The sequence below is a fragment of the Streptomyces sp. NPDC007872 genome (genome assembly GCF_042868165.1).
Lineage (GTDB): Bacteria > Actinomycetota > Actinomycetes > Streptomycetales > Streptomycetaceae > Streptomyces.
Genome location: NZ_JBIAEA010000009.1, coordinates 170,147 through 194,387, shown reverse-complemented (window position 1 = coordinate 194,387; position 24,241 = coordinate 170,147). Strand labels below are relative to the sequence as shown.

At 75.5% G+C, this 24,241-nt stretch carries 20 protein-coding genes and 1 pseudogene; 5 read left to right on the top strand and 16 right to left on the bottom strand.

Features of this window, described 5'->3' with window-relative positions; all coding sequences use genetic code 11:
- Positions 1-143: 143 nt before the first annotated feature.
- The 3 genes from ACFYNX_RS28280 to ACFYNX_RS28270 form a co-directional block, all read right to left on the bottom strand.
- Positions 144-1,517 (bottom strand): SWIM zinc finger family protein, encoded by a 1,374-nt coding sequence (locus tag ACFYNX_RS28280; protein WP_388665334.1) that lies wholly within the window; start codon positions 1,515-1,517, stop codon positions 144-146.
- A gap of 167 nt (positions 1,518-1,684) precedes the next feature.
- Complete coding sequence (locus ACFYNX_RS28275) at positions 1,685-3,373, bottom strand: alkaline phosphatase D family protein (protein ID WP_388665332.1); 1,689 nt, start codon at positions 3,371-3,373, stop codon at positions 1,685-1,687.
- 163 nt (positions 3,374-3,536) lie between these two features.
- Positions 3,537-5,030, bottom strand: coding sequence for a PLP-dependent aminotransferase family protein (locus ACFYNX_RS28270; RefSeq protein WP_388665330.1), 1,494 nt, complete (start codon positions 5,028-5,030; stop codon positions 3,537-3,539).
- Here ACFYNX_RS28270 and ACFYNX_RS28265 point away from each other — a divergent pair.
- Positions 5,021-5,914, top strand: a pseudogene (locus ACFYNX_RS28265) (EamA family transporter); the annotation flags it as partial. The gene ACFYNX_RS28270 and the pseudogene ACFYNX_RS28265 overlap by 10 nt on opposite strands.
- A gap of 45 nt (positions 5,915-5,959) precedes the next feature.
- Here the strand turns inward: ACFYNX_RS28265 and ACFYNX_RS28260 are convergent.
- The gene (locus ACFYNX_RS28260) at positions 5,960-6,790 is read right to left on the bottom strand and encodes an alpha/beta fold hydrolase (RefSeq protein ID WP_388665328.1); all 831 of its coding nucleotides are present in this window, start codon (positions 6,788-6,790) and stop codon (positions 5,960-5,962) included.
- A 299-nt stretch (positions 6,791-7,089) separates the two neighbouring features.
- Between ACFYNX_RS28260 and sigJ the strand changes: the two genes are divergently transcribed.
- Complete coding sequence (sigJ, locus tag ACFYNX_RS28255; RefSeq protein ID WP_388665488.1) at positions 7,090-7,929, top strand: RNA polymerase sigma factor SigJ; 840 nt, start codon at positions 7,090-7,092, stop codon at positions 7,927-7,929.
- A gap of 83 nt (positions 7,930-8,012) precedes the next feature.
- On the opposite strand, the gene ACFYNX_RS28250 is transcribed toward sigJ, so the two are convergent.
- Entirely contained in the window at positions 8,013-8,735 is a 723-nt protein-coding gene (locus ACFYNX_RS28250) for a S1 family peptidase (protein WP_388665326.1), read from the bottom strand.
- A 462-nt stretch (positions 8,736-9,197) separates the two neighbouring features.
- On the opposite strand from ACFYNX_RS28250, the gene ACFYNX_RS28245 reads away from it, so the two are divergent.
- Positions 9,198-9,938 (top strand): GntR family transcriptional regulator, encoded by a 741-nt coding sequence (locus ACFYNX_RS28245; protein ID WP_365547710.1) that lies wholly within the window; start codon positions 9,198-9,200, stop codon positions 9,936-9,938.
- Between the two features lie 58 nt (positions 9,939-9,996).
- Here ACFYNX_RS28245 and ACFYNX_RS28240 read toward each other — a convergent pair whose 3' ends face one another.
- The 4 genes from ACFYNX_RS28240 to ACFYNX_RS28225 all read right to left on the bottom strand — a co-directional run bounded on the left by ACFYNX_RS28240 (position 9,997) and on the right by ACFYNX_RS28225 (position 14,338).
- The gene (locus tag ACFYNX_RS28240; protein WP_365547713.1) at positions 9,997-11,154 is read right to left on the bottom strand and encodes an ROK family transcriptional regulator; all 1,158 of its coding nucleotides are present in this window, start codon (positions 11,152-11,154) and stop codon (positions 9,997-9,999) included.
- A 303-nt stretch (positions 11,155-11,457) separates the two neighbouring features.
- A complete protein-coding gene (gene mug / locus ACFYNX_RS28235) occupies positions 11,458-11,961 on the bottom strand; it encodes a G/U mismatch-specific DNA glycosylase (RefSeq protein WP_125662368.1) in 504 nt (167 codons plus the stop codon).
- A 62-nt stretch (positions 11,962-12,023) separates the two neighbouring features.
- Positions 12,024-13,466 (bottom strand): adenylosuccinate lyase, encoded by a 1,443-nt coding sequence (purB, locus tag ACFYNX_RS28230; RefSeq protein ID WP_388665323.1) that lies wholly within the window; start codon positions 13,464-13,466, stop codon positions 12,024-12,026.
- A gap of 74 nt (positions 13,467-13,540) precedes the next feature.
- Positions 13,541-14,338: an SGNH/GDSL hydrolase family protein gene (locus ACFYNX_RS28225; protein ID WP_388665321.1), complete on the bottom strand. Its 798-nt coding sequence runs from the start codon at positions 14,336-14,338 to the stop codon at positions 13,541-13,543.
- 64 nt (positions 14,339-14,402) lie between these two features.
- Between ACFYNX_RS28225 and ACFYNX_RS28220 the strand changes: the two genes are divergently transcribed.
- A complete protein-coding gene (locus ACFYNX_RS28220) occupies positions 14,403-15,425 on the top strand; it encodes a maleylpyruvate isomerase N-terminal domain-containing protein (RefSeq protein ID WP_388665319.1) in 1,023 nt (340 codons plus the stop codon).
- Between the two features lie 59 nt (positions 15,426-15,484).
- On the opposite strand, the gene ACFYNX_RS28215 is transcribed toward ACFYNX_RS28220, so the two are convergent.
- The 7 genes from ACFYNX_RS28215 to bioB form a co-directional block, all read right to left on the bottom strand.
- Complete coding sequence (locus tag ACFYNX_RS28215; protein WP_388665317.1) at positions 15,485-16,504, bottom strand: hemolysin family protein; 1,020 nt, start codon at positions 16,502-16,504, stop codon at positions 15,485-15,487.
- Positions 16,501-17,841 carry a hemolysin family protein gene (locus ACFYNX_RS28210; protein WP_388665315.1) on the bottom strand — a complete coding sequence of 447 codons (1,341 nt, stop codon included), beginning with the start codon at positions 17,839-17,841 and terminating at the stop codon, positions 16,501-16,503. Before ACFYNX_RS28210 ends, ACFYNX_RS28215 begins: the two co-directional genes overlap by 4 nt.
- Positions 17,842-18,043: 202 nt before the next feature.
- Positions 18,044-18,469, bottom strand: coding sequence for a GNAT family N-acetyltransferase (locus ACFYNX_RS28205; protein ID WP_388665313.1), 426 nt, complete (start codon positions 18,467-18,469; stop codon positions 18,044-18,046).
- Between the two features lie 66 nt (positions 18,470-18,535).
- Positions 18,536-19,201, bottom strand: coding sequence for a class I SAM-dependent methyltransferase (locus ACFYNX_RS28200; protein ID WP_388665311.1), 666 nt, complete (start codon positions 19,199-19,201; stop codon positions 18,536-18,538).
- 173 nt (positions 19,202-19,374) lie between these two features.
- A complete protein-coding gene (gene bioD / locus ACFYNX_RS28195; protein ID WP_388665309.1) occupies positions 19,375-20,103 on the bottom strand; it encodes a dethiobiotin synthase in 729 nt (242 codons plus the stop codon).
- 19 nt (positions 20,104-20,122) lie between these two features.
- On the bottom strand, positions 20,123-21,403 hold the full coding sequence (locus ACFYNX_RS28190; RefSeq protein WP_365548353.1) for an adenosylmethionine--8-amino-7-oxononanoate transaminase: 1,281 nt from the start codon (positions 21,401-21,403) through the stop codon (positions 20,123-20,125).
- Positions 21,396-22,715: a biotin synthase BioB gene (gene bioB, locus ACFYNX_RS28185; protein WP_388665306.1), complete on the bottom strand. Its 1,320-nt coding sequence runs from the start codon at positions 22,713-22,715 to the stop codon at positions 21,396-21,398. The genes ACFYNX_RS28190 and bioB overlap by 8 nt, the downstream gene beginning before the upstream one ends.
- A gap of 181 nt (positions 22,716-22,896) precedes the next feature.
- Between bioB and ACFYNX_RS28180 the strand changes: the two genes are divergently transcribed.
- Positions 22,897-24,150, top strand: a complete 1,254-nt coding sequence (locus tag ACFYNX_RS28180; RefSeq protein ID WP_388665304.1) for an 8-amino-7-oxononanoate synthase — start codon at positions 22,897-22,899, stop codon at positions 24,148-24,150.
- Positions 24,151-24,241: the final 91 nt, after the last annotated feature.

The following is a 24,241-nucleotide window of genomic DNA, read 5'->3' as shown; positions in this document are numbered from 1 at the left end:
CACCGCTCCGGCCGCCCGCTCCCTGATGCCGGCCACCGCTCCGGCCGCCCGCTCCCTGATGCCGGCCACCGCCCCGGCCGCCCGTTTCCCGATGCCGGCCACCGCTCCGGCCGCCCGCTCCCCGATGCCCGCCGCCGGGCCCGTCACGGCGCGGCCCCGGCCGCGACCACCGCGCCCCGCCGGGCCATCCGCACCGCGAGCGCGTGCTTGCACGGCCCCCGGCGCCCCCGGTGGTCCGCCCACCACTGGCAGGTGCAGCTCAGGACCCCGTCCGACTCCCGCACCCGGTAGCGCCGGTCGCCCGAGGCCACCGCCGCCGACGCGCCGTCGAGCTCCACGGCCCCCTCCGCGACCAGTCGGCGCGCGCTCACCAGACGCGGGTTGTGGCGCTCGGCGCGGTCCGCGTCGTACGGCAGCTCCCGGTGGAAGTAGGCCGCGTCCGCCACGTCGTACCCCACCCGCCCGGCCGTGCCGAGCCGGGTCAGCGCCGCCCGCACCCGGTCGGCCGTCAGGCCCGCCTGCGCCGCGAGGTCGGCCGGGTCGATGCGCGGCTCCCAGGCGAGCAGCACCGCGACCAGCTCGGCGTCCTGCTCCGCCTCCTCCGTCGCGAGCGCCTCCAGGACCCCGCCCTCGCCGGAGAAGCCCCGCGCCGGGTCGGGCGACAGCGTGAGCGTCAGCCGCATGCCCGGCAGCGTCACCTCCCAGGCGCTCGCCGCGGCCGTGCCGTCCGGCACCGGCCCGTACACCCGCAGCCCCGTCGCGTACCGCAGCACCCGCTCCAGGGCGGCCAGCCGGTCCGGCCCCGGCAGGCAGACCGCGCCCGCGCCCGGCCGGGTCGTCGGCCGCAAGGTCCGGCCCGACTGCGTGATCCACAGCGGACCGCGCCCCCGGGATCGCGTGCGCGGCAGGGACCGGAGGAACCGCACGGCCTCCGCCCCCGTCAGCTCCGCCCGCAGGTCGAACCGCGCCGAGGCGACCTGGGCCTCGGCGAACCCCCGCAGCCAGCGGTCCGGCAGCGGCACCTTCTTCTCCACGACCGCGCCCGCGAGGGTGCTCACCGCCATCTCGTCGGGGCCGACCCGCAGGTGCAGCGGATCGTCCCCCGTCATCCGCGACAGCGCCTCGCGCAGCGGATCGTTGACGTCGACGTTGGTGGTGCCGTGCTCCGTCTCCGCGCCGCCCAGGCCCTCGTCGAGCACGTCCAGGCGCGCGTACACCCCGCCGCAGCCGGAGAAGGACTCGAACCGCAGCCGGTCCCCGTTCCCCGTCACCACCGGATCCAGCGAACCCGGCCGTGTCCGCTGGTAGTAGCGGGCCGCGGCCACGTCGGCGACCGCGAGCAGACCGCGGGCGGCGACCTGCGGCGAGGCCAGGAAGCCGGAGAAGAAGCGGGGACGGGCCTCGGCCCCGCGGGGCGTGAGGCCTCCCGCCGTCTCCAGACCGAGCAGCCGGCCGGAGCCCGTGGACTCCAGCGCGGACGGGCGTGCGTAGGCGAGCGCCTGTACGGATCGCGTCATGGAAAAACCGTAGGACCCACCACTGACAACGCCCCTCCGGAGGCCTTCCAGGACCGAGCCCTTTCAGGCCGGGGCCCTTCCAGGGCGGAACTCCTTCATGACGGAGCCCCATCGGGCCGGAACCTCCTCACCTCCTCAGGGCGGAGCCCCATCGGGCCGGAACCTCCTCACCTCCTCAGGGCGGAGCCCCATCGGGCCGGAACCCCCTCAGAGGCCCGGGGCCACTGCCCGACACGCCCCGGTCGCAGCACCTTGCTGAACAGCACCTTCCCGCCCTCCGCCCGCAGGCGCACGGTCAGGTCCCCGCTGTGGCCGTCGATGTCGACCTCGCCGAAGTACGAGGGGCTCTCCATCGGCGACAGGTTCCCCCGCTCCGGAGCCCGTATGAACACCCGGTCGGGCCCGAAGGTCCCGTCCAGCGCGCTCGCCGGGAACGCGCCCGCCGCCAGCGGCCCCGTCACGAACTCCCAGAAGGGGGCGAAGTCCTCGAAGGCCGCCCGCTCCGGCGCGTAGTGCTGCGCCGAGGTGTGGTGCACGTCCGCCGTCAGCCACAGCGTGCCGGTGATCCGCCGGTGCTTGACGAACCGCAGCAGCTCCGCGACCTGGAGCTCCCGGCCCAGCGGCGCGCCCGGGTCGCCCTGCGCGACCGCCTCGAAGTTCGCGGTCCCGTCCGGCACCACCAGGCCGATCGGCATGTCGGCCGCGAGCACCTTCCACACGGCCGTGGACGCGGCCAGCTCCCGCTTCAGCCAGGCCAGTTGCTCCGCGCCCAGGATGCCGGTGGTGTCGTCGGCCTGCCGGTTGGGAGAGTTGGGGTTCCGGTACGAGCGCATGTCGAGCACGAACACGTCGAGCAGCGGCCCGTACCGCACCACCCGGTGCACCCGCCGCCCGTGCCCGCCCCGCCCGCTCCGTCCGCCGTGTCCGCCCGGCACGTGGAGGGTGGAGACCGGCGTGTACTCGCCGAAGGCGCGCGCCGCCCGGGCGGCGAGGACGTCCACGTCCTTCTCCGCGTACCGGGGGTCGTCCAGGATCTGCCCCGGGTACCAGTTGTTCCGCACCTCGTGGTCGTCCCACTGCACGATCGACGGCACCTGCGCGTTGAACGCCCGGACGTTGTGGTCGAGGAGGTTGTACCGGAAGTTGCCCCGGTACTCGGCGAGGGTCTCGGCGACCTTCGCCTTCTCCGGCGTCGTGACGTTCCGCCAGACCCGCCCGTCCGGCAGGGTCACGCTCGGCTCGATCACCCCGTCCGCGTAGATCGCGTCCCCGCTGCACAGGAAGAAGTCCGGGTCGAGACGGCGCATCTCGTCGTACGCGCGGAAGCCGCCGATGTCCGGGTTGATGCCCCAGCCCTGCCCCGCGACGTCCCCGGACCACAGGAAGCGGACGCCGTCGCGGCGCCGGTCCGGGGCCGTGCGGAACGTGCCGGTGACCGGCTCGCCCGTACGGCGCGGGTCGTCCGGGTCCGCCAGGGTGACCCGGTAGTGGACCTGCTCGCCCGCCGGGAGGCCGCGCAGGGCCGTGGTGCCGGTGAAGTCCGTGCCCGCCCCGAGCAGCGGCCCGCGGTGGCGGCGTGCCCGCCGGAAGGACTCGGTCGCGGAGGTCTCGACGATCATGCGCGCCGGACGGTCGGAGCGCACCCACACCAGGCCGGAGGAGGCCGTGACGTCGCCCGCCTGCACGCCCCACGCGGCCCGGGGCCGGCCGGAGAGCGCGAACGCGGGGGCCGCGAGGCCGGCGCCGCCGAGGGCGAGCGCGGCCGACGCGGCCAGCGAGCCGCGCAGGAGGCCGCGCCGCGCGGGCGCGGACGCGGGGGCGGGCACGGGGGAGGAGCCGGGCACGGGGTGGGACATGGAAGGGCCTCCGGGAGGTGGTCGATTCCGGTCGTGGTCGCTACGCCGCCCCCTGCCTAACGGCCGGGAACGGCGCCCGCGCGAACCCCGCGTGAACAGATCGTCCCGCCGGTCCCGCCCCGTCCGGGCCTCCCGCGCGAACAGCCCACCCCACCGGCTCCGTTCAGCCCCCCACCGCCCCCGCCACCAGCCCGATCCCCTCCGCGATCGCCGACGGCGCCAGGTGCGCGTAGCCGATGACGAGCCGTACGTCCCCGTCCGCCGGGCGGGCCGTGCCGTACTCCTCCAGGGACCGCAGCGCCACCCCCGCCCCCGCCGCCCGCGCCAGGAACCGCTCCGGCGGGCCGAAGCGCGCCGGTGCGCGCGCGATGACGTGCAGTCCGGCCGCGATGCCGCTCACGCCGGTGCCGGGGAGGTGCTCGGCGAGGGCGGCGAGCAGCACGTCCCGCCGCTCCCGGTAGGCGCGCTGGCAGCGGCGCAGTTGCCGGTCGTACCCGCCCCGCGTCACGAACTCCGCGAGGACGGCCTGGTCGAGCACCGGATTGCCGAGGTCCATCGTCCGCTTCCGCTCCACGACCTCGTCGAGCAGCTCCTCGGGGACGAGCGTCCAGCCGAGCCGCAGCCCGGGCGCCAGCGACTTGCTGACCGACCCCGCGTAGACGACCCGCTCCGGATCGAGGCCCTGGAGCGCGCCGACCGGCGCCCGGTCGTACCGGAAGTCCCCGTCGTAGTCGTCCTCCAGGACGTAGCCGTCGACCGCCCGCGCCCAGTCGAGGAGCGCGGCGCGCCGCCCGGCCGACCAGCCGATCCCGGACGGGAACTGGTGCGAGGGCGTCACGACCACGGCCCGCACCCCCGAGGCGGCGAGCGGTCCCGGACGCAGGCCCTCCCCGTCCAGCGGCAGCCACACCGTCTCCATGCCGGTGGAGGCGAAGAGGCGTCCGTGCTCGGGGCTGCCGGGATCCTCGACGCCGACCGTGCGCAGTCCCCGCGCCCGCAGCACGAACCCCAGGAGCGTCGACGCCTGCGCCACGCCCGAACAGACCACGAGCCGCTCCGGATCGGCCACCACGCCCCGCCGTCGCGCCAGCATCCCGGCCAGCGCCTCGCGCAGTTCGGGAAGCCCGCGCGGGTCCGGGTAGCCGAGCGCCCGGTGGGGCAGCCGCGCCAGGACGGACCGCTGCGCCGCCGCCCACGCGCTCCTCGGGAACAGCGACAGGTCCGGGGTCCCCGGCCGGAAGTCCACCCGGACGCCCGGCCCCGGCACCCCGGCGCCCGGACCGCGCCCCCCGCGCCCGTCCGCCCCGGCCGTACCGCCCGTCCCGCCCCCGCCCCCGCCCCCGCCGGGCACCCGCACCGCGCCGCCCACCCAGGTCCCCGCGCCCCGTGCGCCGCGCAGGTACCCCTCGGCGGTGAGCTGCTCGTACGCCTCGGTGACGAGGCCCCGCGAGACGCCGAGGTCGGCCGCGAGCTCACGCGTGGACGGCAGCCGCGTCCCGACCGCGAGCCGCCCCGAGCGGACCGCCTCGCGCAGCGCCTCCTGGAGCGCCCGGCCCCGCCGCCGCGCCGGCGCCCCGGCGGCCGGGAGCAGCAGCTCCCACGCGGGCTGTCCGGCGGGATCCGTCGCCCCGCCCGAAGTGGTCCCCGATGGCGTCATGGAAGTGGACCTTAACGGGGGCCGCGCGGATTCCTAGCGTCGGGACCGTGAACGCGAACTCCTTGCGCGGCGTCCTGATCGTGACCCTCGCCTACGCCCTCGTCGGTGCCTCCTTCACCGCGAACAGCCTGCTCGGCGCCTATCCGTACGCGGGCGGACAGGCGCTCCGCTACGGGGCCGCCTGTCTGCTCCTGCTCCCGCTGCTCGGCCGCGGCGGGATCGCCCCGCTCCGGCTCCTGACCGCCCGGCACCGGCTGCGGCTCGCCGCCCTCGCGGCCGTCGGCATGGTCGGCTTCAACCTCGCGGTGCTGGCCGCCGAGCGGACCGCCGAACCGGCCGTCCCCGGCGTCCTGGTGGGCTGCGCGCCGGTCGTCGTCGCCGTCCTCGTCCCGCTGGCCGAGGGCCGCAGGCCGGCCCGCGCCGTGCTGTACGGGGCGCTGCTCGTCACCGCCGGCGCGTTCACCGTGCAGGGCTGGGGGCGTACGGACACGGCCGGGATCGGCTGGTCGCTGGCGGCGCTCGCGGGCGAGGTGGGGTTCACGGTCCTGGCCGTCCCGGTGCTGCGGATCCTCGGCCCGAAGCTGCTCACCGCCGCCGTCTGCGGGGTCGGCGCGGCCGAGGCGGCGCTCCTCGGCCTGCTCGCGGACGGCACCGGCTTCGTCCGGATGCCGACGGGCGTCGAGGCGGGGGCGCTCGCGTGGCAGGCGGTCCTGGCCACGGTCGTCGGCTTCGTCCTCTTCTACATGGGCGTCCAGCGGATCGGCGTGGAACGGGCCACCCTCTTCACCGGGGCGATCCCGGTCGCCGCCGCCCTGAGCGCCGCCCTGGTCGCGGGCGCCGCCTTCGGCCTCCCGCAGGCGGTCGGCAGCCTGCTCGTGGGGGCCGGCGCCGCCCTCGGCACCGGCCTGTTCACCCGTACGAAGACGGCCTCAGCGGCTGCCGTCCAGGATCACGCGCGCGACGAGGGCCGGATCGTCGTTCATGGGCACGTGGCCGCAGCCGGGCAGCCGGACGAGGCGCGCGGCGGGCAGGGCCCGCTTGGCGCGGACGCCCTGGCGGCGGAGGAGCAGCCGGTCGCGGGTGCCCCAGGCGACGGTGACGGGGACCGCGGGGACGTCGTCGCGGAAGAGCACGGTCCGGCCCGCCGCCAGGGTCTGGTGGAAGCCGGTCGCGCCGCGCAGCGCGAGCGTCTCGGCGACGACCGCCTCGGGTGAACGCCGCGCGGGCCGGGCGTAGATGGTGCTGGTGAGGGCGGTGCGTCCGGCGGGCGTGCGGGAGAGCCGCTCGATCACCGGCACGGGCAGCGACAGGGCCGCGCCGCGCATGGCCCGCAGCGTCCCGAAGGCGTACCGCCGCTCGGCCTCCGTCCAGAAGCCGGCGGGGGAGAGGGCGGTGACCGAACGCACCAGCTCCTCCCGGCCGAGCTCCAGCGCGAGCAGCCCGCCGAGCGAGTTCCCGGCCACGTGCGGACGCTCCACGCCGAGGGCCCCGCAGAAGGCGCCGAGGACGGGGACGACGCCGGACAGGTCGTACGGGGAGCCGTCCGGCAGCGCGTCGGAGGCGCCGAAGCCGGGCAGGTCGACGGCGATCACGTCCCGCTCGGCGGCCAGGACGTCGAGGACGGGCTCCCAGGCCTGCCAGTGGTGTCCGATGCCGTGGAGGAGCAGCAGGGGCTCGCCCGAGCCCCTCCTCTCGTACGTCAGGGACGTCGTGCGGGGACCCGTGGGGGTCTCGATCGTGAACGTGTTCCGTGCGGGCATGCGGACTCCCTGTCGAGGCGCTTCTTGGACGTCCCGTCAGTAAGAATTACCGGTCGGTAGCCGGGAGTTCAAGAGCCCGCTCCGAACTGGACAGGCCGCGGGAGGTGGGCTGGGATGGACGGGTGCCCACCGACATCCCCGCCGACGCCCCGCCCGGCACCACCGGACCCGCTTCCGGCGGTACCGGCGGCCCTGCCTCCGGCGATACCACCGACCCCGGCTCCGGCGGTACCACCGCTCCCGGCTCCGGCGGCGTTCCGACCGACGCCCTGACCGCGCTCTTCGAGGAGCACCGCCCGATGCTCCTCGGCGTCGCCTACCGGATGCTCGGGCGCGCCGCCGACGCCGAGGACGTCGTCCAGGAGGCCTGGCTGCGCTGGACCGCCGAGGACCGGGCCGCCGTCCGCGAACCGCGCGCCTTCCTCGTACGGATCACCACCCGCCTCGCCCTCGACCGGCTCCGGCTCGCCCACACGCGCCGCGAGACCTACGTCGGCCCCTGGCTTCCCGAGCCCGTCGTCACCGACTTCGGCCCGGCCGCCCCCGACACCGCCGAGCGCGCCCTGCTCGCCGACTCCGTCTCGCTCGCCGTCCTCGTCGTCCTCGAATCCCTCTCGCCCCTGGAGCGGGCCGTCTTCGTGCTGCGCGAGGCCTTCGGCTTCCCGTACGGGGAGATCGCCACCGCCCTGGACCGCTCCGAGGCGGCCGTGCGCCAGCTCGCCGGACGCGCCCGGCGCCACGTCGACGAGGGCAGGCCGCGCTACGACGTCGACCCGGCCGAGCGCCGCGACCTCACCGAACGCTTCCTCGCGGCGGCCTCCGGCGGCGACCTCGGCGAACTCCTCGCCCTGCTCGCGCCGGACGTGCGCCTCGTCGGCGACAGCGGCGGCAAGTCCAAGGCGCCGCTGCGGGTCATCGACACCGCGGCCAAGGTCGGCCGCTTCCTCAACGCCGTGGCCCGGGAGGCGGACTTCCTGTACGAGCACCGCCTCGTCGAGGTCAACGGCGCCCCGGCCCTGGTCTCGTTCATCGACGGGCACGTCGACACGGTGCTCCAGATCGAGGTCAGGGACGGACGCGTCCAGACCGTCCACATCATCCGGAACCCCGACAAGTTCCGGGGCCTGAAGGGCATCTGACGCAGAGCCGGGAAAGGGAAGGGCGAGGGACCTCCCACCGCACCGCGGCGGAAGGCCCCTCACCCGTCAGGGACGGAAGCGCGTCACACGCCCGCGATCGACTTGATCCAGGAGCGGTACGCCGTCACGTTGGTGTACGCCGTGGTGGTCTGGCGGTCGCTCGTGGAGGCGACGCCGACCTGGGCTCCGGCGGCCGTCATGGGGCCGCCGGAGTCGCCGCCGGCGGTGATGCCGTCGCCCCGGCGGGCACAGATCGCGGAGCCGCCGTAGGCGTCGGTGCAGCCGCCGGTGACGGTGACGTTGGCGACCTTCAGGTAGCGGGACTGGCAGGTGGCCTCCGAACCGCACTGGGACGTGGCGCCCCAGCCGTACACCTGGACGTTCTGGCCGACGCGCACGGTGCCCGGCTGGCCGAGCGTCGCGTAGGTCGCCGAGACGGAGCGGTCGAGGCGGACGAGGGCCAGGTCCGCGCTGTGCGTGTACGTCTGGGCGCCGTTGGCCACGGTGCCGCCGCTGTACTGGTCGAGGCTGCCGATGCGGAACGAGAGCCCGCCGCCGGTGACGCAGTGCTTGGCGGTGAGGATCCAGGTCGGGGCGATGATCGTGGCCGAACAGGTCTCCCGGCCGTTCGAGAGCAGCCGGGCCGCCCACGGGGCGTTCGAGGCGTAGCCGCCGCCGATGATCGGCTGCACGGCCCGGACCGCCGGGGCAGCGGGCGCCGGCGCCGCCGAGGCGCTGGGGGAGAGGAGGGCGAGGACGGAGACCGCCGCGGCCGCGAGGGCGGGCACGAGCCGTGAGATGCGCAAGGTTCCTCGATTCGGTGGGCGCGTCCGCCGGACGCGCGTGTGGGGGGCGGCGGCCCGGAGGGGGCCGCGCGCATGCCGGAGCCCCGCCGGCGGGGCGGTGGTTCGGCATGGACATGACCCATGATTCCGAAGGGAGGGGCGCGCGGGGTAATAACACTTGGCCATAACACGGCGCTCTCTCCCGCCGGGGCGCGCTTCTCGGCCGTCCGGCGCCGCCGGCGCCGCACGAACCCCCGCCTCCGCCGTCCCGGAGCGGGAGTTTTCCGCTACCGGCGCCTCACAGGGGTGCGAACGTCCTGTGAACGATCTAGGTCAGAGAGCCACATTCCGGGGTTTTCGGCGGAGGATTGGTCTTGACCAAGGGGGTGGCTCGCCTTATGGTCGCAGAGTTAGTGCAGGAACCTTTAATAAACAAGGGCGCGGAAAAACGCCGCGGGACACGGCGAATTGCGGAGGATCAGGGTGGGGACCACGCGGCTGGCATCGGTGCCGGAACCGAAATACCAGCACCTCAAGACGGTGATCGGCGAAGCGCTCGACTCGGACTTCGCCGTCGGGGAGATCCTCCCCAACGAGCGCGAGCTCGCCGCGCGCTTCGGCGTCGCCCGGGCCACGCTCCGGCAGGCCCTGGAGCAGTTGGAGCTGGAGGGGCGCCTCCAGCGGCGCCGCGGCGTCGGCACCACGGTCGCCCCGCCGCGCGTCGGCGTGGACGTCTCCACCACCCAGCACGCCTGGCCGGGCGTCGGCGACGAGGCCTGGCAGTCCCTGGACTCCGCCTCCGACGTCCCCCCGGCCGCCGTCGCGCGCGTCCTGGAGACCGGCGCCGAGGACCGGGTGCACGTCGTCCGCCGCCTCCGCATCAGCCAGGGCCAGCCGGTCGCCGCCGAACTGCTCTACGTGCCGGCCGACTCCGTCCCCGGCCTCAGCGGCATCGACGCCCCCGCGGGCACCGCCCGCGCCCGCGCCGTGCTCCGCGAGCTCCAGCACCTCGCCCTGGACGGCCAGGACCGCTCCGTCGAGCTCGGCTCCGCCCGCGCCGACGACGCCAAGGAGCTCGACCGGCTGCCGGGCGCGCCCGTCCTCGTCGTGACGACCCGCTACCTCTCCGGGGGCCGCACCGCCGCCGTCTCCGTCGCCACCTACCGCGCCGACACCTGCCGCCTCACCTTCGGCGACTCGGGCGACCTGGTCATGGCCTCGTAGCCGTCCTCCGTACGCCCCCGCCCGTACCGGCCCGTCCCGGGACCGCCCCTCCGGCGGTTCAGCGGCGGGCCGTCACCGTTCCGTCGACCGCGAAGAGCTGCTCCTCGACGTGGTCGAGGGCCAGGCGCAGCGCCCCCGTGCCCACCGCGGCCTCGCCCAGCAGGGACAGCACCACCCGGGGCGGCCGCAGGCAGAACCGGGCCAGCTCCTCGCGGAGCGGCTGGAGCACCCCGTCGAGACCGGCCGCCCAGCCGCCCACCACGACCAGCTCGGGGTCGATGGCCAGGACGAGGGCCGCCACGTCGTGCACGAGCCGCTGGATGAACCGCTCCACCGCCGCCTCCGCCCGCGCGTCGCCCTTCCTGGCCAGCGCGAAGACCTCCGCGACCGCCTGCTCGTCCAGCGGGTGCAGCGGCTCGTCCGTCGTCGAGAGCAGGTGCTCCGGGGTGACGCCCCGGCCGAGCAGGTGCAGGGCGCCGATCTCCCCGGCCGCCCCGCCGAAACCGCGGTGCAGCCGGCCGCCGATCAGCGAACCGGCCCCCGGGCTCAGCCCGGCCAGGACGAACACGATGTCGTCGGAGTCGGTCGCGGCACCCTTCCAGTGCTCGGCGACGGCCGCCGCGTTGGCGTCGTTCTCCACGATCACGGGGCAGCGGAAGGAGCGCCGCAGCCGCTCGCCGAGCGCGAGCCCCGTCCAGCCGGGCAGCGCCGTCCCCAGCCGCACGGTCCCGTCGGCCTCCACGATGCCGGGCGTGCCCACGCCCACGGCCCGCAGGTTGGACCGGGCGACCCCGGCCCTGCGCAGCACGTCCGCGACGACCGTGCGCACCCGGTCGAGCCGCTCGTCCTCGGGCGCCGTCTCCGACACCACGCGGGACCCCGCGCCGATGATCCGTCCGTCGAGGCCGGAGAGCAGGGCGGCCACCCGGTGCGGGCCGATCTCGATGCCGAGCAGGTGGCCGGCCTCCGCGCGGAAGCGGAACCTCCGCGCCGGACGCCCCTGCCGCCGGGCCTCGCCCTCCTCGGGCGCCGACTCGACGACGAGCCCGCCCTCCATGAGACCTTCGACGACGCCCTCGACCGTGGGCCGCGACAGACCGGTGATCCGGGTCAGATCGGTGAGCGTGGGCGCGTCGGCGCCCCGCAGCGCATGGAGTACCACCGCGGAGTTGATCCGCCGCAGCAGAGACGGATCCCCGCCGGTCAGCCGCCCCACCGTGTGTCCTCCCAGCTCGTGGCCCTTCAGCCGGATGGTACTCAATGGGTCCCGACGCGGCGAGTGCCGCCCCCGTCACGCTTGGGTGACGGTCCGTGCGCGCGGTGCCGACGGCGGTCCGGGCCCCCGGCCGGCGGAACCGGCGACGGACGGGCGCGTCCGGGAGGAAGCGGGAGGGGGTACGAAGCGGAACGGGACGTGCCGGACGCCCCGTTCACCGCCCGCGGGCCCGCGCGAGAGCCGTACGGGACCCCGGTCGCCGTACGGCCCCGGCCCGGTCCGCACGGCGGGACCGGAACCGCCCTACGCTCCCGCCTCCGGGAGCCCCGCCGCCTCGCGGAGCCGGGCGAACTCCTCGGCCATCGCCGCCGTCGACCAGTGGGCGTTGAGGCCGCTCGGGCTGGGCAGGGCCCAGATCCGGGTGGTGCCGATCGTCCGCTCCTGCGGCCCGATCACCGCCTTCGGCTCGTCGAAGGCCGCGCGGTACGCCGTGACGCCGGCGATCGCGAGCCAGCGCGGGGCCAGTCGCTCCACCCGCTCGGAGAGCAGCCGCCCGCCCTCCAGGTACTCCTCGCGGGTCAGCTCGTCGGCCCGCGCGGACGGCCGCGCCACCACGTTGGTGATCCCGAGGCCGTACGCCAGGAGCTCCTCCTGCTCGTCCGGCCGGAGCTGCCGCGGCGTGAACCCCGACAGGTGCAGCACCGGCCAGAACCGGTTGCCCGGCCGGGCGAAGTGGTGGCCGGACGCCGCCGTCATCAGACCCGGGTTGATCCCGCAGAAGAGCACCGAGAGGCCGCCCGCGACCACGTCCGGAACGACGCGGTCGCGAGCGGCCTCCAGCTCCTGCCGGGTGAACCGGGGGGAGGGGGTCAGAGGATCGCCCCGGGGGTGTAGGCGGCGGCCTCCGGGTGCTGCTTCACGATCGCGTCGACGCGCGCGACCACGGCGGCGACCTGGTCGGCGGCGGCACCCGTGAAGGACAGCTTGTCCGCCATCAGCTCGTCGAGCTGCGCCCGGTCCAGCGGGATGCGCTCGTCGGCGGCCAGCTTGTCGAGGAGCTCGTTGCGCTCGGCGCCCTGCTCGCGCATGGCGAGCGCGGAGGCCACGGCGTTCTCCTTGATGGCCTCGTGGGCGACCTCGCGGCCGACCCCGGCGCGCACCGCGCCCATGAGGACCTTGGTGGTCGCCAGGAAGGGCAGGTAGCGGTCGAGCTCGCGGGCGACGACGGCCGGGAAGGCGCCGAACTCGTCGAGCACGGTGAGGAAGGTCTCCAGGAGGCCGTCCAGGGCGAAGAAGGCGTCCGGCAGCGCGACCCGGCGGACCACGGAGCAGGACACGTCGCCCTCGTTCCACTGGTCGCCGGCCAGCTCGCCGGTCATCGAGGCGTAGCCGCGCAGGATGACCATGAGGCCGTTGACGCGCTCGCAGGAGCGGGTGTTCATCTTGTGCGGCATCGCCGAGGAGCCGACCTGGCCGGGCTTGAAGCCCTCGGTGACCAGCTCGTGGCCCGCCATCAGGCGGATCGTCTTGGCGGTCGAGGACGGCGCGGCGGCGAGCTGGACGAGGGCGGTGACCACGTCGTAGTCGAGCGAGCGCGGGTAGACCTGGCCGACCGAGGTGAAGGCGTGCGCGAAGCCGAGGTGACCGGCGATCCGCTGTTCGAGCTCGGCCAGCTTGCCGGCGTCGCCGCCGAGCAGGTCCAGCATGTCCTGCGCGGTGCCGACCGGGCCCTTGATGCCGCGCAGCGGGTAGCGGCCGAGCAGCTCCTCCAGGCGCGCGTACGCCACGAGCAGCTCGTCCGTCGCCGTCGCGAACCGCTTGCCGAGGGTGGTCGCCTGCGCGGCGACGTTGTGCGAGCGGCCGGCCATGACCAGCTCGGCGTACTCGGCGGAGAGCCGGCCCAGGCGGGCGAGGACGGCGACCGTGCGGTCCCGCATCAGCTCCAGGGAGAGCCGGATCTGGAGCTGCTCGACGTTCTCGGTGAGGTCGCGCGAGGTCATGCCCTTGTGGACGTGCTCGTGGCCGGCGAGGGCGTTGAACTCCTCGATGCGGGCCTTCACGTCGTGCCGGGTGACCTTCTCGCGCTCGGCGACGGAGCCGAGGTCGACCTGGTCGAGGACGCGCTCGTAGTCGGCGAGGGCCTCCTCCGGAACCTCGATCCCGAGGTCCTTCTGCGCACGCAGCACGGCGAGCCACAGGCGCCGCTCCAGCTTCACCTTCTGCTCGGGGGACCAGAGGACGGCGAGCTCCGCGGAGGCGTAGCGGCCGGCCAGAACGTTGGGGATGCGGGGCTTCGCAGTCACAGCAGTCACGTGGGCAGAGTTTACCTGGCGGTTTCTGCAGGTCGCCGCCGCCGCCCGATGTGGAGCTTGCTACGAGACGCGGGTCACGGGCGCTCCGACCGGACGCTCACCGAGGGCGCGTACGGAAGCAGCTCCGGGCGCTTGGGCGCGAGGCCGTCGCCGGAGGAGCGGCCGGTCAGACGCCGCCCGATCCAGGGGCCCAGGTGCTCCTTGGCGAAGCGGGCGTCCGCGAGCCGCCGGCTCGCCCAGCGGGGGCGCGCGGTCGGCGGCATCGGGGTGCGCCAGTCCTCCCCGGGCTCCAGGCCGAGGGTCTGCCACACGGCCTCGGCGACCCGCCGGTGCCCCTCGGCCGTCAGGTGGAGCCGGTCCACGTCCCAGAGGCGGGGGTCGCCGAGCGACGGCGCCCCGTACAGGTCGACGACCAGGGCGCCGTGCCGGGCGGCGAGCGCGTCGACGTGGGCGAAGAGCTCCTCCATCCGGGGCCGGAAGCGCTCCATGACGGGGCCGTTCCGGCCGGGGCTGCGCATCAGGACGAGCTGTCCGCAGGCGGGTGTGAGGCGTTCCACTGCCTCGGTGAGGAGGTCCCTCACCCGGACCATGTCGACCTTGGGGCGGAGGGTGTCGTTGAGGCCGCCGACGAGGGTGACCACATCGGCCTCCATCGTTGCGGCCGGGCCGACTTGCTCCTCGACGATCTGTCCGATGAGCTTCCCGCGCACGGCGAGGTTCGCGTAGCGGAAGCCGGGGGAGCGGGCGGCGAGACGGCCCGCGAGGGCGTCGGCCCAGCCTCCGTAGGAGCCGTCGGGCCTCAGGTCCGACATACCCTCGGTGAAGCTGTCGCCGAGGGCGACGAAACTGTTGTACGTGGCATTGATCTCCATGGCGGAGCGATCATACCGTGCGGTATGCGAGGCGTGCCGTGGAGAACCCGGGAGGGGAAGTCCGATGAGCGAAGCGCTCCTGAGCGCCCTGGCCGAGGCACTGGCCGGACTGGTGACGGCGGTCGAGGACGCCGACGAGGACGTCCTCGACCCCGATACGGCGGTGAGATGGCTGGAGTCCACCGGCCACACCCTTCTCTCCGGGCTCACGGCGGCCGACCGGCGGACCCTCGACGGGCTGCTGCGCGCGGCCGCCCCGCGCGCGCCTGAGGGCCCCCGGCGGGACGGGCCGCTCGGGGTCTCCGGCGGCTTCGGGCTCACCGGGGACACCCACGCCGCCGCCTGCGACGCCGTCCTGGACCACGCCCGCCGCCTCGCCGCCGTCGTCCGCGACGCCGACCCCGCGACGCCCGTCCCCGGCTGCCCCGACTGGACCCTCGCGGACCTCGCCCGGCACGTCGGCACCGTCCACCGCTGGGCCGAGCACCTCGTACGGACCCGCTCCGCCACCCGTATCCTCGCGGAGGACGTCCCCCTCGACCCGCCGGCCGGCCCCGCCGCGTACGCCGACTGGCTCGTCGCCGGCGCCGAGCGCTTCGCCGCCACCGCGCGCGACGCCGACCCGGACGCCCCCGTCTGGTCCCCGGGCGCCGACCCGCACGTCCGCCACTACCCCCGCCACGTGCTCTTCGAGACCCTGGTCCACCTCGCCGACGCCGAACTCGCCGTCGACGGGAAGACCGGCCCCCTCGACCCCGCCGCGGCCGCGGACGCCGTCGACCACTTCCTGACCGACGCCCCGTACATCGCCCGGATCGCGGAGCCGCTCTCCCGGCTCGGCCGGGACGGGACGGTCCTGCGCCTCACCGCCCGCGACACCGGGGCCGTCTGGACCATCGTCCCCGGCGGGGGCGGCTTCACCTGGACCCGGGGGAGCGGCGGCGCGGAGCCCACCGCCGCCGTCGAGGCGGACGCCGGGGAGCTGCTCCTCCTCCTGCACCGCCGCTACGGCGCCGACGACCCCTGCTTCACGCACACCGGCGACCGGGGCCTCCTGGACGACTGGCTGGCCGCCACCGCGCTCTGAACGAAGCCCGAAGGGCCCCGGGACGGATCCCGGGGCCCTTCGTCCTCCCTGCGCGGCCGCTACGACGCCGCGGGGCGCCCCACCAGCTCGCGCAGCACGTCCTCCATCGCCACGAGCCCGGCCTGCCGGTCGTTCTCGTCGAGGACCGCCGCCAGGTGCGTCCGGCTGCGGCGCATCGCGGTCAGGACGTCGTCCAGCGGCGTCTCCGCCCGCACCCGGGCGATCGGCCGCAGCGACGACACCGGGAACGGCAGGTCGCGCGGGACGATGTCCAGGGCGTCCTTGACGTGCAGATAGCCCAGGATGCGGCCCTCCGCGTCGACCACGGGGAAGCGGGAGAACCCGGTCCGCGCCGACAGCGCCTCCAGCTCCTCGGGGGTGGTGCCGACCGGGGTGGACACCACCTTGTCCGCCCGCATCACCACGTCCCGCACGGGACGGCGGCCCAGCTCCAGGGCGTCGTGCAGCCGCTCGGCGGCCCGGTCGTCCAGGAGCCCGGCGTCACCGGCGTCGGTGACCATGCGGGCCAGCTCGTCGTCCGAGAAGGTCGCGGACACCTCGTCCTTGACCTCCACCCGCAACAGCTTGAGCAGGGCGTTCGCGAAGGCGTTGATCGAGAAGATCACCGGCCGCAGCGCCCGGGCGAGCGTCACCAGGGGCGGCCCGAGCAGCAGCGCGGAGCGCGTCGGCTCGGCGAGCGCGATGTTCTTCGGCACCATCTCGCCGAGCAGCATGTGCAGGTACGTCGCGAGCGACAGGGCGATCACGAACGAGATCGGGTGCACCAGGCCGTGCGGGACGCCGACCGCGTCGAAGACCGGTTCGAGCAGGTGCGCGATGGCCGGCTCGGCGACGATGCCCAGGACCAGGGTGCAGAGCGTGATGCCGAGCTGGGCCGCCGCGAGCATCGCGGAGACGTGCTCCAGGCCCCACACCACACTGCGCGCCCGCTTGTCCCCGGCCTCGGCCAGGGGCTCGATCTGACTGCGGCGGACCGAGATCAGGGCGAACTCGGCGCCGACGAAGAAGGCGTTGACGACCAGGGTGAGCAGGCCGATCAGCAACTGGACCGCGATCATCGGCCGGCCTCCCCGGTCTCGTCCCCGGCGTCGTGCGCGGGCGCGTGCAGGAGCACGCGGGCCGCGCGCCGGCCCGAGGCGTCCACGACGTCGAGCCGCCAGCCGGCGAGCTCCACGCCGTCGCCGACGGCCGGGATGCGTCCCAGCTCGTGGGCGACGAAGCCCGCGAGCGTCTCGTACGGGCCGTCCGGCACCCGCAGGCCGATCGTGCCGACCTGGTCGGTGCGGGCCGCGCCGTCGGCGGACCACAGCGCGCGCCCGTCCGCGTCCTCGCCGGCCCGTGCCAGGTCCGGCGTCTCGTGCGGGTCGTGCTCGTCGCGGACCTCGCCGACGACCTCCTCGACGATGTCCTCCAGGGTGACGACCCCGGCCGTACCGCCGTACTCGTCGATGACGACCGCCATCGTCTGCTTCCCGGACAGCCGGTCCAGGAGCCTGTCCACGGTCAGCGTCTCGGGGACGAGCAGCGGCTCGCGCAGCATCTCCCCGATCGGGCGGCGGTACCGCTCGGCGGCCGGTATGGCGAGGACGTCCTTGATGTGGGCGATGCCGACGACCGCGTCGAGGCTGTTGCGGTAGACCGGGAAGCGGGACAGCCCGGTCGCGCGGGTCGCGTTCGCCACGTCCTCGGCGGTGGCCTGCACCTCCAGGGCGGTGACCTGCACGCGGGGCGTCATCACGTTCTCGGCGGTCAGCTCCGCCAGGTTCAGGGTGCGGACGAACAGCTCGGCCGTGTCCGCCTCCAGGGACCCCTCCTTCGCGGAGTGCCGGGCGAGGGCCACCAGCTCCTGCGGGGAGCGCGCGGAGGCCAGCTCCTCGGCCGGCTCCATGCCGAGCCGGCGCAGGATCCGGTTCGCGGTGTTGTTGAGGTGGCTGATCAGCGGCTTGAAGGCGGCCGTGAACACGCGCTGCGGCGTGGCCACCACCTTCGCCACGGCGAGCGGCGAGGAGATGGCCCAGTTCTTGGGGACCAGCTCGCCGACCACCATCAGGACCACGGTCGACAGGGCGGTGCCCAGGACCAGGGCCACCGAGGAGGCGACCGAGGCGGAGAGGCCGAGGGCCTCGACCGGGCCCTTGATCAGGGCGGCGATCGACGGCTCGGACAGCATGCCGACCACCAGGTTGGTGACGGTGATGCCGAGCTGGGCGCCGGAGAGCTGGAACGTCAGCGACCTGACGGCCTTGAGCGCGCCCTCCGCGCCGCGCTCGCCGCGCTTCGCGGCGGCTTCGAGTTCGCCGCGCTCGACCGTGGTCAGCGAGAACTCGGCCGCGACGAAGGCGCCGCACGCGAGGGAGAGCAGGAGCGCGAGGAGGAGCAGGAGCACTTCGGTCATCGGTTCACCTCCGTCCCATGATCACGCGGCGGGAGGAGGACCGCTCGGCGCCGACGGCCGGAGCCGCGGCTTTCGAGTCTTTCGGAACCAGTGCTACTGGGAGGCTCGCCCATGGGCGGACGCTCACACCTTTCGATCGTCGGGATGGGAGACCATGGTAAAGGACGGGCAAAGCGAGCATGTCGATCGCCCCCTGTGGTCCTTATCGCGCGAGCGGCTTCACCCAGCGGCGCCAGTGGTCCTCGCGCTGATACCCGGCGGCGGCCCAGAGCATCCGTCCCGTCTCGTTCGCCTCCAGGACCATGGCGTCCGCACGCCGCCCGCCGAGCACGGCGAACCGTTCCTCGGCCGCCCGCAGGAGCGCGGTGGAGATCCCCCGGCGCCGGTACGGGGGCAGGACGGCGAGCCGGTAGAGCGAGGCGCGCCAGCCGTCCCAGCCGGCGATCACGGACCCCACGATCCGCCCGTCGGCCACCGCGAGGAGCAGGGCCTCCGGGTCGCGCTCGACGAGCCGGGTGACCCCCGGCACGTCGTCCGAGACGGACGTCCCCTCGGCGGACTCCCGCCAGAAGGCCAGGACGGCCTCGGCCTCGTCGACGGTGGCGGCACGTATCTGCAGGTCGATCATGGCCGGATCCCATCACGGGGGCCACCGGCCGTGCCAGGGGGTTCCGGAGAGCGGGACGGCGGCGCCTCACCGCCTCGCCGTGCCCAGGACGCAGGGGGAGGACGGTAGTCTCGGTCCGCCCTCCGGGACGTCGAAGGAGCGGTACGGGCCGAGGACGAAACCGGCCTCCTCGATCTCCGCCGCCGGGACGCGGGAGGTGTGGCAGCCGCCGAAGAGCAGCGGCCACACCGTGCGGTCGAGACCCCGCTGCACCCGCGCGAGCCCGGGTGTGTCCGCCGCCCCGTGCTCGAAGAAGCGCAGCTCGCCGCCGGGACGCAGGACGCGGCGCAGCTCGGCGAGGGCCGCCGGCACGTCCCGTACCGTGCACAGGACCAGGGAGACCACCGCCGCGTCGAAGGCGCCGTCCGGCGCGGGCAGCGCCTCGGCCGTGCCCGGCACCACGGTCACCGGAACGGCGGCCCGCCGCGCGGCCTTCCCGGCCAGTTCGCGCAGCCGGTTCTCCGGCTCGACGGCCACGACCTCCGTGACCCCGACCGGATAGTGCGTGAAGTTCAGCCCGTTCCCGGCCCCGACCTCCACGACCCGGCCGGCGAGCCCGGCGAGCAGCTCGGCCCGGAGCGCCCCGATCCCGCCCCGGGTCTCGGCGGAGACGCTGAACCGGGCGTAGAAGCCGGCGAAGAGGGGGTGGCGCACCCGGGGCGGGCCCCCGGGTGCCGGCCGCGAAGACGTCATCGGATGCTCCTCGTGCCTGGGCGCGCGTACCTCCAGCCTACGGAGCCGCGCGCCCCGGGGCCGCACGACGGGCCGGGGCCCGGCCCGTACGAGGGGCCCGCACCCCGGGAGCACGGCCGGGACCGCGACCCGGGCGCGCGGGGCGCCGGAGTCCCCGGGCGCCCCGGCCGGTGTCAGCCCCCGTACGGCTCCGCGTGCGTTTCCGTGAACGCGTCCGCGTCCCACGTCCCGCCCAGGGCCGGGGCCAGCCAGTTCCCCGCCGTCGCGCGGAAGTCCGCCGGGGACAGGGAGCCCGAGCCCTCCGGTACGGCTCCGAGCAGGGGCGCGCCCGCCGCCTCCGGCAGGTCGGCCAGGTTGCAGCGGGCCGCCAGGTCCGGCGCGGCCGGCCAACTGCCGACCACCACGCCCAGGTGGCCGATGCCGCGCGCCCGCAGCGCCTCGCCGGTCAGGGCCGCCGAGTTGAGCGTCCCGAGCCCGGCCGGGGCCACCACCAGGACCGGCGCGCCGAGCAGCGCCGCCGCGTCCGCGAGCGTGCCGCCCTCCTCGTCGAAGCGGACGAGCAGCCCGCCCGCCCCCTCCACGAGGACCAGGTCGTGCTCGGCGGCCAGCTTCCGGGCGGCCTCGGCGACCTCCCGGGGCCCGACCGGTGCGAGCCCGGCCCGCCGGGCGGCCGTACCGGGGGCCAGCGGCTCCGGGAAGCGGCCCAGTTCGGCCGAGGCGGCGGCGCCCGAGAGCCGTACGACCTCGTCCGCGTCACCCCGCTCGTCCGGCCCGACGCCCGTCTGCGCCGGCTTCAGTACGGCGACCGACCGCCCGGCGGCGGTCGCGACGGCGGCGACGGCCGCGGTCACGACCGTCTTGCCGATCTCGGTCCCGGTGCCGCTGACGACGACGATTCCCACAGTCCGCTCCATCCTTCGGTCAGCCCGCCGCCGCGGCGGCCCGTACCGCCGCGCAGATCCGGGCCACGTCCTCGTCGCCGGTCACGTACGGCGGCATCGTGTAGATCAGGTCCCGGAACGGGCGCAGCCACACGCCCTCCCGGACCGCCGCGCGCGTCGCCGCCGCCATGTCGACCCCGTGGTCGAGCTGGACGACCCCGATCGCGCCGAGCACCCGCACGTCCCGCACGCCCGGCAGGGCGGCCGCCGGGGCGAGCCCCTCGCGCAGCCCGGCCTCGATCCGCTTGACCTCGACCTGCCAGTCCCGCGAGAGCAGCAGGTCGATCGAGGCCAGGGCCACCGCCGAGGCCAGCGGGTTCCCCATGAACGTCGGTCCGTGCGCCAGGACCGGCACCTCGCCCCGCGAGATCCCGTCGGCCACCCGGCCCGTGCAGAGCGTCGCGGCCATCGACAGGTAACCGCCCGTCAGCGCCTTGCCCACGCACATCACGTCGGGGGAGACTCCGGCCGCGTCGGCCGCGAACAGCGTGCCCGTGCGCCCGAACCCGGTCGCGATCTCGTCGAACACCAGCAGCACGCCGTGCTCGTCGCAGGCCTCCCGCAGCACCCGCAGATAGCCCGGGTCGTGGAAGCGCATCCCGCCCGCGCCCTGCACCACCGGCTCCACGACCACCGCGGCCAGCTCGTGCGCGTGCCGCCCGATCGCGGTCCGCAGCAGCTCCGCGTACGACTCCTCGTACGCGGCCGGCGGGGCGTCCGTGAAGACCTGCGGCTGGAGGACCCCGGTCCACAGCTCGTGCATCCCGCCCTCGGGGTCGCACACCGACATCGGCTGCCAGGTGTCCCCGTGGTAGCCGCCGCGCCAGGTGAGGAGCCGCCGCTTCTCGGGACGCCCGAGCGAACGCCAGTACTGCAGGCACATCTTGACCGCCACCTCGACGGAGACCGAGCCCGAGTCGCTGAGGAAGACGTGCCGCAGCGGCTCGGGGGTGATCTCCACGAGCCGGCTCGCGAGGCGGACGGCCGGCTCGTGGGTGAGCCCGCCGAACATGACGTGGCTCATCCGGTCGAGCTGGCCGCGCACCGCCTCGTTGAGGACGGGGTGGTTGTAGCCGTGGACCGCCGACCACCACGAGGACATGCCGTCGATCAACTCGGCCCGCCCCTCGGCGGGTTCGGCGAGCCGGAGGCGCACCCCGGACGCGGACGCGACGACCAGCGGCTCCGCGCGGCCCGGCATGGGGCCGTACGGGTGCCAGACGTGCGCCCGGTCCAGGGCGAGGAGCTCGTCGTTACGCATTCGGCGCGAGGTCCGTCCCGGCTCCCCGGCGGCGCACCGCCACCAGATCGGTCCGGGCGCCGCCCGGCGCGGCCTCGGCGGCCGGGGCCGCGCCGGGCTCCCGGTCCGGGACGTGACCGCCGCAGGGACCGCAGCCGCCACCGGAGTGCGAGCCGCAGCCCGTACCGGCCTCGGCCGACGCGTGCGAACCGCAGCCCGCGCCACCCTCCGCCGCGCCGCTCTCCGCCGGGGCGTGCGAGCCGCAACCGCCCCCGGCCTCCGCGCCCGCGCCCGAACCGCAGCCGCCGCCGGCCGCCGCGAGCGCGTCCGCGCGGTGCGCGGGCAGCGTGGGCGTGCCCATGCCCTCCACCTCGAAGCCCGCGTCCGCGATCATGTCCAGGTCGGCCTGGCCGGCCTGGCCCTCACTGGTGAGGTAGTCGCCCAGGAAGATCGAGTTCGCGATGTGCAGCGCGAGCGGCTGCATCGAGCGCAGGTGCACCTCGCGGCCGCCGGCGATCCGCACCTCGACGTCGGGGCAGACGAAGCGGACCATCGCCAGGATCCGCAGACAGCGCTGCGGGGTCAGGTTCCACTCCTTGGCGAGCGGGGTGCCCTCGAACGGGATGAGGAAGTTGACCGGCACCGAGTCCGAGCCCAGCTCCCGCAGCGCGTACACGACGTCGACCAGGTCCCCGTCGGCCTCGCCCATGCCCGCGATCAGGCCCGAACAGGCCGACAGGCCCGCCGCGTGCGCCTTCTGCACGGTGTCCACCCGGTCGGCGTACGTGTGGGTCTTGGTGATCCCCCCGTACGTCGCCTCGGAGGTGTTCAGGTTGTGGTTGTACGCGTCGGCGCCGGCCTCCCGCAGCCGCTCCGCCTGGCCGTCCGAGAGCAGGCCGAGGCAGGCGCACACCTCGACGCCCTCGTTCTGCTCCTTGATGGCCTCGATGGTCCTGCCGACCCGCTCCACGTCCCGGTCCGTCGGACCGCGCCCGCTCGCCACCAGGCACACCCGCTTGGCGCCGCCCGCGACGCCCGCCGCGGCGGCCTGCGACGCCTCGTCCGGCTTCAGCCAGGTGTACTTGAGGATCTCCGCCTTGGAGCCGAGCCGCTGCGAGCAGTACGAGCAGTCCTCGGGGCACAGGCCGGACTTGAGGTTGACCAGGTAGTTGAGCTTCACCCGCCGCCCGAACCACCGACGGCGCACCTTGCCGGCCGCGGCCACCACATCGAGCAGTTCGTCGTCGGAGGTCGCCAGGACGGCGAGCGCTTCTTCACGGGTCGGCGGCTCGCGCCGCAGCCCCTTCTCCACCAGCGTGTTCAGCAGGTCCATAACCGCTGATCCTTGCCTACCGCCCGCCCCCGGGCCAAGGAGGATCCGAACAAACGGCGCCGTTCGGGGTGTGTGGATGACCACACCACGATCCCGTTCTCCTGCGGTTAGGGTCTGTGCGCTGCCTACAAAAGCCGCCGACGGCCGACCGGCCGGCGAGGGCGCCGACGGAGGATCCCGCATGCCACAGGCCGACGACGCACAGGCCGCCGACGGACGGGCGGACGGGCGGGCGGACGACACACAGGCCGCCGACGCACGGGCCGACGACGCGCGGGCGGCCGCGGCTCCGCGCCGCACCGCCTTCGACTGGACCGACGCCGAGGCGCGCCGCCGGGCCGACGCCGGCCTCGTCCGCACGCTGCGGCCCCGGGCGGCCGAGTCGGACCTCCTCGACCTGGCGGGCAACGACTACCTGGGCCTCACCCGCAGGCCCGAGGTCACCGGGGCGGCGGCCGGGGCGGCCCGGCGCTGGGGCGCCGGCGCCACCGGCTCCCGGCTCGTCACCGGCACCACCCTGCTCCACACCGACCTGGAGCGCGAACTCGCCGCCTTCTGCGGCTTCGAGGCGGCCCTCGTCTTCTCCTCCGGCTACGCCGCCAACCTCGCCGTGCTCACCGCGCTCGGCGGCCGGGACTCCCTGATCGTCTCGGACGCCGCCAACCACGCCTCCCTGGTGGACGGCTGCCGCCTGGCGCGCGCCGAGACCGCCGTCGTCCCGCACGCCGACCCCGAGGCCGTACGCAAGACGCTGGAGGCCCACCCCGGGCGCCGGGCCCTCGTCGTCAGCGACTCCGTCTTCTCCGTCGACGGCGACCGGGCCCCGCTCGCGGAACTCGCCGCCGCCTGCCGCGCGCACGGCGCCGGGCTCGTCGTGGACGACGCCCACGGCTTCGGCGTCCTCGGCGACGGCGGCCGGGGCGCGTCGCACGGCGCCGGGCTAGCGGGCGACGAGGACGTGGTCGCCACCCTGACCCTCTCCAAGTCCCTGGGCAGCCAGGGCGGCGCGGTCCTCGGCCCGGCCCGGGTCATCGAGCACCTGGTGAACGCCGCCCGCACCTTCATCTTCGACACCGGCCTCGCCCCGGCCGCCGTCGGCGGCGCCCTCGCGAGCCTGCGCCTGATCGCGGCCGAACCGGGGCTCGCCGGGCGGGTCCGCGCCGTCGCCACCGGCCTGTACGAGCGGCTGACCGCGGCCGGCCTGACGGCGGCCCGGCCCGACGCGGCCGTGGTCTCGGTCCGCGCCCCCTCCCCGGAGGCGGCGCTGCGCTGGGCGGCGGACTGCCGGGAACAGGGCCTGGCGGTCGGCTGCTTCCGGCCCCCGTCCGTCCCCGACGGCGTCTCGCGCCTGCGCCTCACGGCACGCGCCGACCTGACAGATGCGCAGATCGACCGCGCCGTGGAGACGGTCCTGCGGACCGCGCCCGCCGTCTGACGTACGGGCCGGGGGCGTTCACACGTCGTACGGTTCACCGCTTCGGGCGACAGACGGGCCCTTTCCCGGTGGAACCCGGTACGGCGCGGCA